The 15,349-nt window shown below is 48.2% G+C and carries 14 protein-coding genes; 9 read left to right on the top strand and 5 right to left on the bottom strand.

Annotated elements, in window-relative coordinates; all coding sequences use genetic code 11:
• Nucleotides 1–53: 53 nt before the first annotated feature.
• Nucleotides 54–590 (top strand): AAA family ATPase, encoded by a 537-nt coding sequence (locus tag U9J37_RS11795; protein ID WP_005472482.1) that lies wholly within the window; start codon nt 54–56, stop codon nt 588–590.
• A 30-nt stretch (nt 591–620) separates the two neighbouring features.
• Here the strand turns inward: U9J37_RS11795 and U9J37_RS11800 are convergent, their stop codons facing one another.
• The gene (locus U9J37_RS11800; protein WP_005472618.1) at nt 621–1,262 is read right to left on the bottom strand and encodes a DUF2959 domain-containing protein; all 642 of its coding nucleotides are present in this window, start codon (nt 1,260–1,262) and stop codon (nt 621–623) included.
• Between the two features lie 35 nt (nt 1,263–1,297).
• On the opposite strand from U9J37_RS11800, the gene U9J37_RS11805 reads away from it, so the two are divergent.
• The 3 genes from U9J37_RS11805 to U9J37_RS11815 all read left to right on the top strand — a co-directional run bounded on the left by U9J37_RS11805 (nt 1,298) and on the right by U9J37_RS11815 (nt 3,653).
• Nucleotides 1,298–2,245, top strand: coding sequence for a virulence factor BrkB family protein (locus U9J37_RS11805; RefSeq protein WP_411572129.1), 948 nt, complete (start codon nt 1,298–1,300; stop codon nt 2,243–2,245).
• A complete protein-coding gene (dtd, locus tag U9J37_RS11810; RefSeq protein WP_043886987.1) occupies nt 2,217–2,651 on the top strand; it encodes a D-aminoacyl-tRNA deacylase in 435 nt (144 codons plus the stop codon). Before U9J37_RS11805 ends, dtd begins: the two co-directional genes overlap by 29 nt.
• A gap of 66 nt (nt 2,652–2,717) precedes the next feature.
• The gene (locus tag U9J37_RS11815) at nt 2,718–3,653 is read left to right on the top strand and encodes a bifunctional GNAT family N-acetyltransferase/hotdog fold thioesterase (RefSeq protein WP_005472601.1); all 936 of its coding nucleotides are present in this window, start codon (nt 2,718–2,720) and stop codon (nt 3,651–3,653) included.
• Here the strand turns inward: U9J37_RS11815 and U9J37_RS11820 are convergent.
• The 4 genes from U9J37_RS11820 to hslR form a co-directional block, all read right to left on the bottom strand.
• Complete coding sequence (locus tag U9J37_RS11820; protein ID WP_043886988.1) at nt 3,611–5,569, bottom strand: AsmA family protein; 1,959 nt, start codon at nt 5,567–5,569, stop codon at nt 3,611–3,613. The two genes, U9J37_RS11815 and U9J37_RS11820, sit on opposite strands and share 43 nt — an antisense overlap.
• A gap of 109 nt (nt 5,570–5,678) precedes the next feature.
• Entirely contained in the window at nt 5,679–7,310 is a 1,632-nt protein-coding gene (gene pckA, locus U9J37_RS11825) for a phosphoenolpyruvate carboxykinase (ATP) (RefSeq protein ID WP_005472588.1), read from the bottom strand.
• A gap of 338 nt (nt 7,311–7,648) precedes the next feature.
• Nucleotides 7,649–8,524 carry an Hsp33 family molecular chaperone HslO gene (hslO, locus tag U9J37_RS11830; protein ID WP_005472509.1) on the bottom strand — a complete coding sequence of 292 codons (876 nt, stop codon included), beginning with the start codon at nt 8,522–8,524 and terminating at the stop codon, nt 7,649–7,651.
• A gap of 27 nt (nt 8,525–8,551) precedes the next feature.
• The gene (gene hslR / locus U9J37_RS11835; RefSeq protein WP_005472530.1) at nt 8,552–8,938 is read right to left on the bottom strand and encodes a ribosome-associated heat shock protein Hsp15; all 387 of its coding nucleotides are present in this window, start codon (nt 8,936–8,938) and stop codon (nt 8,552–8,554) included.
• 224 nt (nt 8,939–9,162) lie between these two features.
• On the opposite strand from hslR, the gene gspC reads away from it, so the two are divergent.
• The 5 genes from gspC to gspG are packed head-to-tail and all read left to right on the top strand — an operon-like array spanning nt 9,163 to nt 15,330.
• Nucleotides 9,163–10,053, top strand: coding sequence for a type II secretion system protein GspC (gene gspC, locus U9J37_RS11840; RefSeq protein WP_005472460.1), 891 nt, complete (start codon nt 9,163–9,165; stop codon nt 10,051–10,053).
• A 38-nt stretch (nt 10,054–10,091) separates the two neighbouring features.
• On the top strand, nt 10,092–12,128 hold the full coding sequence (gene gspD / locus U9J37_RS11845) for a type II secretion system secretin GspD (RefSeq protein WP_005472447.1): 2,037 nt from the start codon (nt 10,092–10,094) through the stop codon (nt 12,126–12,128).
• On the top strand, nt 12,128–13,618 hold the full coding sequence (gene gspE, locus U9J37_RS11850) for a type II secretion system ATPase GspE (protein WP_038213293.1): 1,491 nt from the start codon (nt 12,128–12,130) through the stop codon (nt 13,616–13,618). The genes gspD and gspE overlap by 1 nt, the downstream gene beginning before the upstream one ends.
• Nucleotides 13,618–14,841 (top strand): type II secretion system inner membrane protein GspF, encoded by a 1,224-nt coding sequence (gene gspF, locus U9J37_RS11855; RefSeq protein ID WP_005472568.1) that lies wholly within the window; start codon nt 13,618–13,620, stop codon nt 14,839–14,841. The genes gspE and gspF overlap by 1 nt, the downstream gene beginning before the upstream one ends.
• 45 nt (nt 14,842–14,886) lie before the next feature.
• A complete protein-coding gene (gene gspG / locus U9J37_RS11860; protein ID WP_005472556.1) occupies nt 14,887–15,330 on the top strand; it encodes a type II secretion system major pseudopilin GspG in 444 nt (147 codons plus the stop codon).
• Nucleotides 15,331–15,349: the final 19 nt, after the last annotated feature.

Here is a 15,349-nt window from a genome sequence, read left to right on the forward strand (position 1 = left end):
CATTAAAGCCCCGAGCATTGCTTGGGGCTTTTTGTATTTGAAGGAATAACATTGTGAAGCCAATTGTCATCACTGGTGGGCCAGGAGCAGGCAAAACCACCTTGCTCAATGCGCTTGGAGAGTTAGGCTACGCCACGTTTGCTGAAGGTTCACGTACCTTGATTGAACAGCAAAGCCAACTCGATGAGGGGATTCTGCCTTGGACGAACTTGCCTGAGTTCGCCAACTTGTGCCTTGAGCTAATGGGAAATCAGAAGCGAGAAGCAGAGAACCACAAGGTTGCGTTTGTTGACCGAGCAATCCCAGATATTGTGGCGTATCTTCAGGTGGGTGGCTGTAACGTTGAGCCAAGGTTTATCACTGAGAGTAGGGAATATCATTCCCAGGTACTTGCTTGTCGAACAGAAGCCTCTATCTATGTTCAAGATGAAGTGCGCCCACACAGTTTCGAAGAAGCGCTGCAAATTCATCAAACCCTAGTCGAGACTTATGCAGAGCTTGGCTATCACGTGGTGGAAGTACCTTGGGGAAGTGTGGCGGAGCGGGTGGACTTTGTTCGAATAACGTTGGGGCTTGAGAGGGAAAGCTAAAACCTCCCCACAAGGAGGAGGTGAGTCTGTTTACTTTTGGTTGAGTTTTTGCAAGAACTTATCCGATTCCGCTATCGCGGCATTCATTTGTTTGATTGCGAACTGAATGTCTTGCTCGAGATTCGAAAACTCGCCTTGTAGGGAGCCAATCGCACTCGCATTGAGGTTATGTTTCAAATAGAGCGTATTGTCGCGCAGAGTATTGAGGACTGGCGTCATTTTCTGCTCAGCACGCTTCATCGCTTTAAGCATGGTGGCGTATGACGATTTGGTATCACGTAGCTTCTGTTCGCTCGCACGACGCAGTTTTGAGCTGGTATACAGTTCTAACTCATCTTGCCACTCGGCAAAGAGAGCGTCGGACACATCTTCAATCGCCGCAATACGTGAACGTACATCTTCTGCTGCTTTTTCGCTGTCTTGGTATTTGTCGTTAATCTGGTTATAGACGCTTTCTAGCTCGCCACCATCAAAGTTGGTGAGTGCTGAGAGCGCGTCCAGTGCACTCGTGAACTCTTGCTGTGCTTCTTGTTGTGATTTTTTGGCTTCTTCAACGCGATCCACCATAATGTCACGTTTGTGGTAGCCTACTTGTTCCATGGCTGAGTAGTAGGCGGACTGGCAGCCTGTTAGAGTAAAAATGGATAATACCAAAGCCAGTATGTACGGCATGATTGTGTCCTTTCTTTTAGAATTACGATGTTAGGATGGCTGAGACGGTCAGGAGATACAAGTTGAAATTAGAGCAAACTCTTAAGCAAAGTCTGATTTTTGGGCAATATTTGATCGCCCGAATGGCGCATGATCGCGTCAACGTCAATGCGGGCTACCTTGCGTATATTACTTTATTGTCGATCGTACCCATGTTGACGGTGTTGTTGTCTGTTCTGTCATCATTCTCCATTTTCGAAAACGCGGGTGACGCGATTCAAGACTTTGTGATTACCCATTTCGTCCCTGCTGCGGGTGATGCAGTGAAAGGAGCGTTGCTCGAGTTTGTCTCAAATACCGGCAAGATGAGTGCGGTCGGTGGTGGCTTTCTGTTTGTGGCTGCGTTGATGTTGATCTCTAACATTGATAAGAATTTGAATTACATCTGGCGAGTCAGACGCAAGCGCAGAGCGGTGTTCTCTTTCTCGATGTATTGGATGGTACTGACTTTAGGGCCAATTCTGGTTGGAGCCAGTATTGCCGCGACCTCTTACGTGACTTCGCTGAAAATTATAGAAAGTGAAGCGGTATCGGGTGTGTATAACTTATTGTTGCGCTGGTTACCGTTTTTGCTCTCCCTGTTTGCCTTTGTTGGCCTCTATCTTTTGGTCCCCAACAAAAAAGTACACATTTCTCATGCTTTAATTGGTGCTGTTGTTGCGGCCATTTTGTTTGAAGCGAGTAAGAAAGGATTTGCGGCTTACATTACCCAGTTCCCTTCTTATCAATTGATTTATGGCGCGTTAGCCGCTATCCCAATCTTGTTTGTTTGGGTCTATTTGTGTTGGCTGATTGTGCTTGTTGGCGCTGAAGTGACCGCGGCGCTCGGGGAGAAAGAGCACTGGAGCAAGCCGCAAGAAATGGTACACTCGCCTGAAAACTTAACGCAATCAACATCTAAGAAAGGAAACCACAGTGATAGCCCTGATCCAGAGAGTGAGTGAAGCCGCCGTTCGTGTCGACGGTGAAGTCGTTGGCGAAATTGAGCACGGCCTTTTGGTGCTATTGGGCGTTGAAAAAGGTGACGACGAAGCAAAAGCGAAGCGTCTTATGGAGCGAGTCACCACCTACCGTGTGTTTGGTGACGACGAAGGCAAAATGAACCTCAATGTCAAACAAGTTGAGGGCAAGGTCTTAGTAGTGTCGCAGTTTACGTTGCCCGCTGATACCAAGAAGGGAACACGCGCAGGGTTTTCTCGTGGTGCTCACCCTGCAGACGCTGAGCGCTTGTACGAATATTTTGCCGATCGCTGTGCAGAGGTATTACCCACGGAGCGAGGCCAGTTTGCCGCAGATATGAAAGTGTCGCTGGTGAATGACGGCCCCGTGACATTCTGGCTACAAGTTTAGCCACACTATAATGAAAGACAAAGGCTAGAAGGGAAGAGCGGTGCTCTTTCATAAAAAAGGACTTTTATGTTTAAGCTGATTACGCCAAAAACGGAAAACCAACTGAACAAGTACTATCACTTTCGTTGGCAAATGCTGCGTGAGCCTTGGCGCATGCCGCTTGGTTCAGAGCGAGATGAGTACGATCCAATGAGTCACCACCGCATGATTGTCGATGGCCGTGGACGACCTATGGCGATTGGGCGCTTATACATCACCCCTGATAGCGAAGGTCAGATTCGTTACATGGCGGTAAAAGGTGCTCGCCGAAGCAAAGGGATGGGGTCGCTTGTGCTTGTTGCTCTTGAATCCTTGGCTCGCCAAGAAGGGGCAAAGCGCTTGGTGTGTAATGCTCGTGAAGATGCGATCGCCTTCTATGAGAAAAACGGCTTTGAGAGGCGAGGTGAGTTGACGGATGAGCGTGGCCCTGTTCGCCACCTACAGATGGTTAAACCCCTTGACCCAATGGCCAATGTCCTTCGCAAGCCGGAGTGGTGCACGGAGCTGCAAGAGCGTTGGGAGAATCAAATTCCCATCAGTGACAAAATGGGCATCAAGATTAACCAATACACGGGTTATCAGTTTGAGTGTAGTGCCCAGTTAAACCCCAACCTAAACCCACACAATACGATGTTTGCTGGCTCGGCCTTTACGCTGGCGACCTTAACCGGATGGGGCATGACATGGTTATTGATGAAAGAGCGTAATCTTACCGGAGATATCGTGCTGGCAGACAGCCAGATCCGCTATCGTCATCCAGTGACCCAGAATCCAGTTGCGTCGACATCTCTTGACGGCATCAGCGGAGATTTAGACCGACTTGCGTCTGGCCGCAAAGCGCGGATTGTCATTCATGTGACTATCTACAGCGGTGATGACGCCGCCGTTGAGTTCATTGGCACCTACATGCTGCTACCCAACTACAAGGCGATTTTGCCGGAAGAGTCAGACGCCTCTTCTTGATGTTGCACGCCATCAGCATGGGCTGGTGGCGCGGCCTCTGCCTCTTGGCAGGTTTGTTCAATTACATTGGTTAAACTGAAAATATCCGACCACAACCGCTGACATGGGGTTTGAGTGCGAAAGAGCAGCGTCGCAAATTCCGACTTTAGCATATCAATATGCCCTGTCAGTTCGGCTTCTTCTCCTTTGGAAGAAAGGCTCAGCCGCCCTCGGTCGGCCTGAATCGAAATCGTCTCTAATGGCCATTCCTGTTCAAAACTGGTTTCACCGTCGGCGCTCTTTGCTTTGAGCGTGGTTTGATGCAGTTGCAGTTTGGCATCTCCGGACAGGCTATGTGCAAACATGGCGTAATCACCAGATAAACCGGATAGCTCAAGCTCCACTTCCGCCATCCCTTGCAGGTGAAATGGCAGCTGTGCATCAAACAGTGGTAAGTCGGTAGGTACGCCATCGGCATGCAGGGTCAGCCTCCACGGAGCGCTGATGCTGCTACGATCCCACTGGCCATTGGCTTCGATGTAGCCAGCCTGAAGCGGGAAGAAAGCGCGCTCCAGATTCAGTTTCCCTTGCTCAGCTTGCATCTCCACAACCAACTGAGTGCTCAATAGGTTATCTAGGCTGGCGTTACTGGCGCTTAGCTCAATTTTGCCGTTCAGTAATCCTGTTTGCTGGGGATTGATGAACTCAAGGTCACGCCCTTCGATGCTCAGTCCTGATACCTGCCAATAGGGGCGTTTTTCCACTTGAATAAATTGACTGTTACGCACGTCGAGCTCTTTGATGGTCAGAGAGCTAAGTGATGAAACCAACGCCTTTAACTCGCTGCTCATCTGAGGAAGGTCTTCAAGCCACTTCACGCCAGAGACTCTAAGCTCATCAAGTGCAATACGTTCTTGGGATAGTTTGCCTTTAAATTGCAGCCAGCCTTGTTTGAAGTCGGCGTTAAACAGCTCAACGTTAATGTCATTGTTCCCAAATCCAAGCTCGGCCGTTGGGTTAATAAACCTTAACTCTTGGTAGGTGAGCAGTTCGGCATCAAACGAGAAGTAGCCATTTTCCTGTTGCCAAAGCGACTGATTGAGATAAAGATTCTCGATTGAGGCATCCAACTGTTCAAAATGCCAACCTTGGTAGTTAACGTTGCTTCGCAGTATATCAAGGCTGTTGATGTGGTAGACCGGAAACTCTAGAGAGTTCAATGTGTTGACCAGTTTTGTTGCCGGGGCAACGCTGTCGAGATTGAGATCAAAAACCGTCACATTGATGAGTGACCAGCCTTGTTGAAATTGCTCTGCTTGACCAGAGAACTCAGCGCCATGCCATTTGAATGATGCGCCATAGAGAGTGCTGTTCTGAGGTTTGTATTGAGCATCAACTAAGACGTCGTTCAGGGCTTCGCCACGAACATAAAGCTGTTTTGCTGAAAATTGAATATCGCCAAAGGGCAGGGCCTGATTGTTTTGCTTCCATTCAGGATTCTCGACCTGCAAATTGACCTCTCTTGCTGACCATTGCTCCGAAGTAAGATCGACATGCTGCAGCGCCACTTGGCGAAGGGTAATGCCGTCCAGCATCGAAGCGTAATTGTGGCTAAGGTCGAGTATTGCGCTTTCAACGAGTAATGAATCGAAAGCGAGCTTGCCATTTTGCCAGAACGACTGGCTGAGCCATACGGTCAGCTTTGGAATGCGTGCTTGTTGTTGTTCTCGTTCGACAACCACATCCTGTAGAGAAAGCTGGAGTGGTGGTGTGTAGGTAACTTGCTGGGCATTTACTCGGTAGGGGGTGAGTTGCTCGAACAAATAGCTAACCACTTGCGGCGCGTGGCGTGTCTGCAGTATGGCAAACAACGATAGCAACGAAAGGCAAATTAGGCTTATCAGGATGATGGTGGTCAGTATCAGCGGTTTCTTCACAGCACGTATTCCCTCGCTTTAGTGCTGTTAGCTTGAAACATTTTTGACCATCAGGCAACAAAAAGCCCCTCAAAAGAGGGGCTTAGATTACGATTTGATGTCGATATCACTAATCAAGCTGAGGACCAGCTGCGACTAATGATTTACCTTCATCGTTGTCGGTGTACTTATCAAAGTTATTGATAAAGCGGCTCGCAAGATCTTTTGCCTTACTTTCCCATTGAAGTGGGTCAGTGTAAGTATCGCGAGGGTCGAGAATGGTCGGATCCACATCGTGTAGCGCGGTTGGCACTTCTAGGTTGAAGATCGGAATGTGCTTCGTTTCCGCTTCTTCGATAGAGCCATCTAGGATTGCGTCAATGATGCCGCGCGTATCTTGGATAGAGATACGTTTACCGCTGCCGTTCCAGCCCGTGTTGACAAGGTACGCCTCTGCGCCTGCCGCTTCCATACGCTTAACCAATACTTCAGCGTATTTGGTTGGGTGCAGTGTCAGGAATGCCGCGCCAAAACACGCTGAGAACGTTGGTGTTGGCTCTGTAATGCCACGCTCAGTGCCCGCCAGTTTTGCGGTAAAGCCTGATAGGAAGTGGTACTTAGTTTGTTCCGGAGTCAGTTTTGATACTGGTGGAAGTACACCAAACGCATCTGCTGATAGGAAGATAACCTTGTTGGCATGGCCTGCTTTAGACACCGGCTTCACGATGTTCTCAATGTGCTCGATTGGGTAAGAGACACGCGTGTTCTCTGTTTTAGAACCGTCATCAAAGTCAATAGAACCATCATTACGTACGGTGACGTTTTCTAGCAGCGCATCACGGCGAATCGCGTTGTAGATGTCCGGCTCAGCTTCTTTAGAGAGCTTGATTGTCTTCGCGTAACAACCGCCTTCGAAGTTGAAGATACCGTCGTCGTCCCAGCCGTGCTCATCGTCGCCGATTAACTCACGTTTAGGGTCTGTCGATAGGGTTGTTTTACCCGTACCAGAAAGGCCAAAGAAGATCGCCACATCGCCGTTTTCTTTGCACTTGTTCGCACTACAGTGCATTGACGCGATACCTTTAAGTGGCAGGAAGTAGTTCATCATGGCGAACATACCTTTCTTCATCTCGCCGCCATACCAAGTACCGCCGATTAACTGCATGCGCTCAGTTAAGTTAAACACGGTGAAGTTTTCAGAGTTCAGACCATGCTCTTTCCACTTCTGGTTGGTGCATTTTGCGCCATTCATGACCACGAAGTCAGGTTCAAACGTTGCAAGCTCTTCTTCTGAAGGGCGGATGAACATGTTTTTCACGAAGTGCGCTTGCCATGCCACCTCGGTGATAACACGAATACTCAAACGAGTATCAGGGTTTGCACCACAGTAACCGTCAATGACAAACACGCGTTTACCAGAAAGCTGGTTGGTCACGAGTTTTTTAAGATCATTCCATACCGCTTGATCGATTGGCTTATTGTCATTTTTAACGGCGTCAGAGGTCCACCACATATGCTCTTCTGTGGTTGCGTCTTTGACGATGTACTTATCTTTCGGTGAGCGGCCAGTAAAAATACCGGTATCAACTGCAACAGCGCCTAATTCGGTGACTACACCTTTTTCGTAGCCTTCCAGATCAGCACGAGTCTCTTCTTCGAACAACATTTCGTAGCTTGGGTTACGAACAACCTCTTTTACGTTTTGCAGCCCATGTTTAGTAAGATCAATTGTTGCAGCCTTTGTATGTTCCATAACGGTCATAGGTGCTCCTTATCGGAATATTTGTAGGGATTTTGTAAGAATTTTTGTAATTTTTATCTGCTCACCATGCTAGCAATGGGCTTGCGAGAAAACAGGGATATAGCTCAAAAAATATCCATGATTTTCGTGGGGTTTTAAGCGACTCATCACATATTGGCTGGGATAGTTTATCGTGTGCGCAAAGCTTTGCGCTAGGGCAAAAGAATTAATAATTGATTAAAATTAACCAGTTGTTTTATTACAGTTCAGGCTAGGTGTAGCGGGCTTTTGATCACAAAAAGGCCTGCGTGGTGCAGGCCTTTTGATAGGAAAATTACGTGCTTGATAAGCTATGAAAATTAATGCAGGGTTTTATTGCCCGAATTTGCTTCAATAAATAGCTCAGAGACCTCTGCTTCGTCATACGTATATGTCGTGCCGCAGTAATCACAATGTAAAGAAATTGAACCAAGCTCGGCTAAAATGTCGTTCACTTCTGCTCGATCGATCGTCACGATCGCGGCACCGCTGCGTTCACGTGAACAGCCACAGTGGAATTCAACAGGTTGCGGTTCAAATAGACGAACTTTCTCCTGATTGTATAAACGATATAGCAGCTCATTGGCTTCAAGCGTGAACAACTCTTCGTTTTTGACGGTGTCCGTCAACTGCTCGAGGTGCTCAAAGTCCTCTGGTGAGCCTGTACCGTCTGGCATTACCTGAATAAGCATACCTGCAGCGTGCTTCTTGCCGTCGATCTCGCCATTGCGGATCCAAATGCGCGTTTTAAGCTGCTCGGAGTTGGCGAAGTAACCTTCTAGGATTTCTGCCAGATTGTCGCCTTCTAGCGCAACAATACCTTGGTATCGCTCACCTTTTTTCGGCTCAATCGTAATGACAAGATAACCTTTACCCATCATGTCATGGATTGACGCGTCTTCAGCGATGTCACCTTCCCAGCGTGCAACGCCACGGATCTTTTGGTCGTGATCACCGTTGATAACCGCCAGTGATACCGGTCCATCACCTTGAAGTTGCATGGTAATGGAACCTTCGAACTTTAGTGTTGCCGTAAGAAGGGTTGTTGAAACGAGTAGCTCACCAAGCAGCTTTTGCAGTGCAGCTGGGTATTCCTTGCTAGAAATAATACGTTGGTATGCTTCATCCAATTGTACCAACTCACCACGTACAGAGAGATCTTCGAAAAGGTAGCGGTTTAATACGTTGTTTGACATGGAGTGGTTTCCTCGTACGTATGGTACTTACTGATGTTTAAACTTGATGATGTCGCGACGCTGTTTCTTATCGGGGCGACGATCAGGGCTAGGGTTGTGAGCATGAAGTTTGCGCTGCATGGCGTTTTCTTCACGCTTATTTACGCTTTCGGCGGTTTCACTGTATAGGGTTTGAGCTTCTGGGGCGCCACGGCGTTGATCAGAAATCTTTTCTATTACAACGGTTTTCTCTTCGTGACCTTGACGAAGGGTAATGATGGCACCGAGTTCAACAGCCTTACTCGGCTTGCTTCGTTGGCCATTATAGTGAACTTTGCCGCCATCGACCATATTTCGAGCAATGGAGCGAGTCTTATAAAAGCGCGCGGCCCAAAGCCATTTATCGAGTCTGACTGCTTCTGTTTGGGAACCCATTGGGAATAGTGACCTCTAAGGATGGTGGATGTGGATGCCAATATGTTGAAGTAACAATGGTGACATGCCGCCCATTTTTCAAGCGAGAGTTGCAAAAATGTCTTTTGCAAGGCTGTACAAATAGAGTAAACGGTTTAGCTTGTTTCATATTTTGGTACAATGATTGGCTGCCCTTTTGATTATCGGGCGCCATTTTTACTCAGCGCAAACGAGAAGGATATTCAGTGAAGCAACAAGGCGTAAGCGCACTTTATAAGTTGGGCGAGTCAGTAAAAGAAGTTCAAGTGCAGCAGCGTATTAGCTTTACCTTAATGACGTTGTTGCTCGCGTTGAGTGCGTGGATTTTAGGACAACTGATTTGGCAACCTTTAGTGTCTGATAGCGTGACGAAATGGCAACCTGTCCTCGCCTCGTCTGGGAAGCCTACCACCTCACAAACCGTCAACTTGTCAGAGCTGCAGAATAGTCACTTATTCGGTGAATATCAGGAGCAACGTCAAGTTGTTACACAACCAAAAGTCGAAGATGCTCCGAAAAGCCGTTTGAATGTGGTATTGGTGGGCGTGGTTCAGAGTACAAACTCTAATAAGAGCCTCGCGGTGATCGCCAATCGAGGCAAGCAAGCCACCTACGGGATTGGCGAAGTTATAGAAGGCACGCGAGCGAAATTATACCAAGTACAGGTTGACCGTGTGATTATCGACAATGCCGGTCGTAACGAGACGGTCATGTTGGAAGGCTTGAAGTACACCAAACCTCAGCCGACACCAGACACTTCACCTGTTCGCCAACCTGCTCAAGTCTCAGAGCAAAAACTCGAGCAGATTCGCCAAGAGATCCAACAGGACGCGAAGCAAATCTTCCAATATGTCCGAATGTCACAGGTGAAGCGAGATGGCGACGTCTTGGGTTATCGACTGACACCAGGTAAAGATAAAGCGCTGTTTGACTCTGTAGGTTTAAAACCGGGCGATGTCGCGACACAAATAAATGGATTGGATTTAAAAGACTCAGCGGCGATGGGAGAGATTTTCCAAACCATCTCTGACATGACTGAGTTGACTCTCACGGTTGAGCGAGATGGCCAACCCTACGAGATATACATTGAATTATAAAACAGCGTTGGCTTTGTTCATCGCATGAGGAGTAACGAGTGAACCATTGGCTCAAGAAAAGCGCATGGCTTTTAGCAGGAAGCTTACTGACCGCACCTAGCTTAGTCACGGCGAACGAAAACACGTTCAGTGCCAGCTTCAAAGGCACAGACATTCAAGAATTCATCAATATTGTTGGCCGTAACCTAGATAAAACCATTATTGTTGACCCTTCCGTTCGCGGCAAAGTGGACGTGCGTAGTTACGATATGTTGACGGAAGAGCAATACTACAGCTTCTTCCTCAATGTATTGGAAGTGTATGGTTATGCCGTGGTTGAAATGGACAACGGCGTTGTTAAGGTCGTTAAGTCGAAAGACGCCAAGACTTCTGCGATTCCAGTGGTGGGCGACGGCTCGGTAAAAGGCGATGAAGTCGTGACGCGAGTGGTCGCGGTGCGCAACGTTTCTGTCCGTGAGCTTTCTCCTCTATTACGCCAGTTAAACGACAATGCCGGTGCGGGTAACGTCGTGCACTACGATCCGGCAAACATCATCTTGATTACAGGCCGTGCTGCGGTTGTGAACCGTTTGGCTGACATCATTAAGCGTGTCGACCAAGCGGGTGACAAAGAGATCGAAGTGGTTGATCTTGATAACGCATCAGCCGCTGAAATGGTGCGAATCGTTGAAGCTCTTAATAAAACCAATGACAGCAAAAATACCCCTGCTTTTCTACAGCCTAAACTTGTGGCTGACGACCGAACAAACTCAATCCTCATTTCTGGTGACCCTCAAGTGCGTCAGCGTTTACGTAAGTTGATCAAGCAGCTTGATGTAGAAATGGCGTCGAAAGGCAACAATCGCGTTGTGTATCTTAAATATGCCAAAGCAGAAGAGTTGGTTGATGTGCTTAAAGGCGTGTCAGACAACCTTCAAGCTGAAAAGTCTGCGGGAAGCAAGAGCAGTTCAAGTGCCAAGCGTGGTGAAGTGATGATCGCAGCGCATCCAGATACCAATGCGCTAGTACTGACTGCGCCGCCAGATATCATGAATGCACTTCAAGATGTGATTTCTCAGCTAGATATTCGCCGAGCTCAGGTATTGATTGAGGCACTTATTGTTGAGATGGCTGAAGGTGACGGTATTAATCTTGGCGTGCAATGGGGCTCGTTAGAGACGGGTGCCATGATTCAGTATGGCAACGCAGGTGCACCAATTGGTCAGGTGATGGTAGGCCTAGAAGAGGCGAAAGACACTACCGAAAAGAAACCAATTCGCGATAGTAATACCGGTGCCATTAAGTATTACGAAGAAACGACTAAACAAGGCGATTACTCGACATTAGCAGCTGCTTTGGCTGGCGTAAACGGCGCGGCGGTGAGCCTAGTGATGGGAGACTGGACTGCGTTGATCAGTGCCGTGTCGACCGATTCAAACTCAAACATCCTGTCCTCTCCAAGTATTACCGTTATGGATAATGGTGAAGCGTCGTTCATTGTTGGTGAAGAAGTGCCAGTTATCACAGGTTCTACCGCAGGCTCAAATAACGACAATCCATTCCAAACCGTTGATCGTAAAGAAGTGGGCATCAAGCTTAAAGTGGTTCCACAAATCAATGAAGGTAACTCTGTTCAACTTAACATTGAGCAAGAAGTTTCTAACGTCTTGGGTGCAAATGGCGCTGTGGACGTACGTTTTGCTAAGCGTCAATTGAACACGTCGGTGATGGTGAATGACGGCCAGATGATTGTGCTAGGTGGATTGATTGACGAGCGAGCGTTAGAAAGTGAATCAAAAGTGCCGTTGCTTGGCGATATCCCTGTTCTCGGGCATTTGTTCAAGTCGACCAGCACTCAGGTTGAAAAGAAAAACCTCATGGTATTTATCAAGCCAACCATCATTCGCGATGGCATGACGGCCGATGGTATTACCCAGCGTAAGTACAACTTCATCCGAGCGGAACAGCTCTATAAAGCCGACCAAGGTTTGAAATTGATGGATGATGGTCATATTCCAGTACTGCCGAAATATGGGGATGACATTCGCCACCCTGCCGAAATCCAAGCATTCGTTGATCAAATGGAAACCAACTAATGACTATGGAAGCGGTAACCACGGTGCGTCGTTTGCCTTTCAGCTTCGCTAATCGTTTTAAATTGGTTCTAGAACCAAGCGAGCGTGGGGCAGTACTCTATTACATTGCGCCTCTCGCAGTGCCGGCGCTGCTTGAAGTGCAGCGCGTGGCTGGGCAAAACATCACCCTAGAAGAGCTCACGAAAGAGGCGTTTGAACACAAGCTCACGCAGGCGTATCAGCGTGACTCGTCGGAAGCTCGCCAGTTAATGGAAGACATTGGCGCTGATAATGACGATTTCTTCTCGCTTGCAGAAGACCTTCCTCAAGATGAAGATTTGCTCGAATCAGAAGACGATGCGCCAATCATCAAGTTGATCAACGCGATGTTGGGTGAAGCCATCAAAGAAGGCGCCTCTGATATTCATATTGAGACGTTTGAAAAGAGCCTAGCGATTCGATTCCGCGTGGATGGTGTGCTTCGTGACGTCTTGTCTCCAAGCCGCAAGCTGTCACCGCTGTTGGTTTCTCGTGTCAAGGTAATGGCCAAACTGGATATTGCAGAAAAGCGCGTGCCACAAGATGGCCGTATTTCCCTGCGTATCGGTGGCCGAGCGGTGGATGTGCGTGTTTCAACCATGCCTTCATCCCATGGTGAACGCGTGGTAATGCGTCTGCTTGATAAAAATGCGACCCGCTTAGATTTACACAGCTTGGGCATGACAGAGCGTAACCATGATCACTTCCGAACCATGATTGCGCGACCGCACGGCATCATTTTGGTGACCGGTCCAACTGGCTCGGGTAAGTCGACAACCTTGTACGCAGGTTTACAAGAGCTCAACAGCAACGAGCGAAATATCCTGACCGTCGAAGACCCGATTGAATTTGATATTGATGGAATTGGCCAAACGCAGGTCAACCCGAAGGTCGATATGACCTTTGCTCGCGGTTTGCGTGCTATTTTGCGTCAAGACCCTGATGTGGTGATGGTCGGTGAGATCCGTGACTTGGAAACGGCGCAAATCGCAGTCCAAGCCTCGTTGACAGGTCACTTAGTGATGTCGACGCTGCACACCAATACCGCAGTAGGTGCCATTACACGTCTTCGTGATATGGGCATTGAACCTTTCCTGATTTCTTCTTCACTACTTGGCGTGCTGGCTCAGAGACTAGTCAGAACGTTGTGCTCGGACTGTAAAGAGCCTTATGAAGCAGACAAAGAGACCAAAAAGCTGTTTGGTCTGAAGAAGAAAGAAGATCTTACGCTATATCGCGCTTGTGGCTGTGAGGCGTGTAACTTTAAAGGTTATCGCGGACGTACCGGTATCCATGAACTCTTGGTGGTGAACGAGCAAGTCCAAGAATTGATTCATGGTGAAGCGGGTGAACAAGCGATTGAAAAAGCGATTCGTGAGGACGTACCGAGTATTCGTGAAGACGGTTTATCCAAAGTGCGCAATGGGATCACCTCTCTTGAAGAAGTGATGCGAGTGACTAAGGAAGGGTAATGGCAGCATTTGAGTATAAGGCTCTCAATGCCAAAGGTAAGACTCAGAAAGGCGTGATCGAAGGTGATAACGCCCGTCAGGTGCGTGCTCGTCTTAAAGAGCAAGGGCTGGTGCCGGTTGAGGTGAACGAAACTCGCCAAAAAGCCAAGAAGCAGAGTAGCCAATCGACCCTAAGTTTCAAGCGTGGTATCAGTACGCCGGATTTAGCGCTGATCACTCGTCAACTTGCGACCCTAGTTCAATCCGGTATGCCGCTGGAAGAGTGCTTGAAGGCGGTCTCTGAGCAATCCGAGAAGCCACGTATTCGCACCATGTTGCTCGCGGTGCGCTCAAAAGTGGTTGAAGGTTATACCTTAGCCGACAGCTTAGCGGACTACCCACACATCTTTGACGAACTGTTTCGTTCGATGGTTCAAGCGGGCGAAAAATCAGGTCACCTTGATGGCGTACTCGAGCGTCTAGCTGACTATGCGGAAAATCGCCAGAAGCTGCGCTCAAAGTTGCAGCAAGCGATGATTTATCCGGTAGTGCTGGTGGTGTTTGCTGTTGGTATCGTGGCGTTCTTGCTTGCGGCAGTGGTGCCAAAAATCGTCGGTCAGTTTGTGCAAATGGGCCAAGAATTGCCTCAATCAACGCAGTTTTTGTTGGCGTCCAGTGATTTTATTCAGCACTGGGGCTTGCAACTGCTGCTTGCGATTATCGTCTTGGTTTACGCGATCAAGATGATGCTGCGCTCGCCAAACGTGCGATTGAATTGGGATCGCCGTGTCGTCCGTTTGCCTCTAATTGGTAAAATATCGCGCGGGCTCAACACCTCTCGATTTGCGCGAACGCTCTCTATTTGTACCTCGAGCGCAATCCCGATTCTGGATGGGATGAAAGTGGCGGTGGATGTTATGTCCAACCATTTTGTTAAACAGCAAGTGATGTTGGCGCGAGATAATGTCCGTGAAGGGGCAAGTTTGCGCAAAGCTCTCGATCAGACCAAGTTGTTCCCACCGATGATGCTGCATATGATTGCCAGTGGTGAGCAAAGTGGTGAACTGGAAGGGATGCTGACCCGTGCAGCGGACAACCAAGACGCTAACTTCGAGTCGACCATCAATATTGCTTTAGGAATTTTCACCCCTGCGTTGATTGCTTTGATGGCGGGGTTAGTACTGTTCATTGTGATGGCGACCTTGATGCCAATTCTAGAAATGAACAACTTAATGAGTGGATAACGTAGAGGACACTCGTGTACCTCAGATTTTGGTTTGGAGAAAATAATGAAAAATAAAACTAAGAAACAGTCTGGCTTTACCTTACTGGAAGTCATGGTTGTTGTTGTTATCTTAGGCATTCTGGCGAGCTTTGTTGTGCCTAACTTGCTGGGCAACAAAGAGAAAGCCGATCAACAAAAAGCGATCACTGATATCGTGGCATTGGAAAATGCGCTAGACATGTACAAGCTTGATAACAGCGTGTACCCGAATACAGACCAAGGGTTGGATGCACTAGTTACCAAACCATCTAGCCCAGAGCCACGCAACTATCGCGATGGTGGTTATATCAAGCGTCTACCGACAGACCCTTGGGGTAACGACTACCAATACCTAAGCCCGGGCGACAAAGGGTCAGTGGACATCTTCACGCTAGGTGCTGATGGTCAAGAAGGTGGTGAAGGTGCCAATGCCGATATTGGTAACTGGAACATTCAAGACTTCCAGTAACCGCTAATCTTTGCAAAGG

Origin of the sequence: Vibrio sp. 16, from assembly GCF_963681195.1 — a bacterium.
Lineage (GTDB): Bacteria > Pseudomonadota > Gammaproteobacteria > Enterobacterales > Vibrionaceae > Vibrio > Vibrio sinaloensis_D.

Coding starts and splice junctions, on each gene's coding strand:
- gspF (WP_005472568.1), top strand. CDS start 13,618: ATGGCAGCATTTGAGTATAAGGCTCTCAATGCCAAAGGTAAGACTCAG.
- hslO (WP_005472509.1), bottom strand. CDS start 8,524: ATGTCAAACAACGTATTAAACCGCTACCTTTTCGAAGATCTCTCTGTA.
- pckA (WP_005472588.1), bottom strand. CDS start 7,310: ATGACCGTTATGGAACATACAAAGGCTGCAACAATTGATCTTACTAAA.
- gspE (WP_038213293.1), top strand. CDS start 12,128: ATGACTATGGAAGCGGTAACCACGGTGCGTCGTTTGCCTTTCAGCTTC.
- U9J37_RS11815 (WP_005472601.1), top strand. CDS start 2,718: ATGTTTAAGCTGATTACGCCAAAAACGGAAAACCAACTGAACAAGTAC.
- hslR (WP_005472530.1), bottom strand. CDS start 8,938: ATGGGTTCCCAAACAGAAGCAGTCAGACTCGATAAATGGCTTTGGGCC.
- U9J37_RS11805 (WP_411572129.1), top strand. CDS start 1,298: ATGGCTGAGACGGTCAGGAGATACAAGTTGAAATTAGAGCAAACTCTT.
- gspG (WP_005472556.1), top strand. CDS start 14,887: ATGAAAAATAAAACTAAGAAACAGTCTGGCTTTACCTTACTGGAAGTC.
- U9J37_RS11800 (WP_005472618.1), bottom strand. CDS start 1,262: ATGCCGTACATACTGGCTTTGGTATTATCCATTTTTACTCTAACAGGC.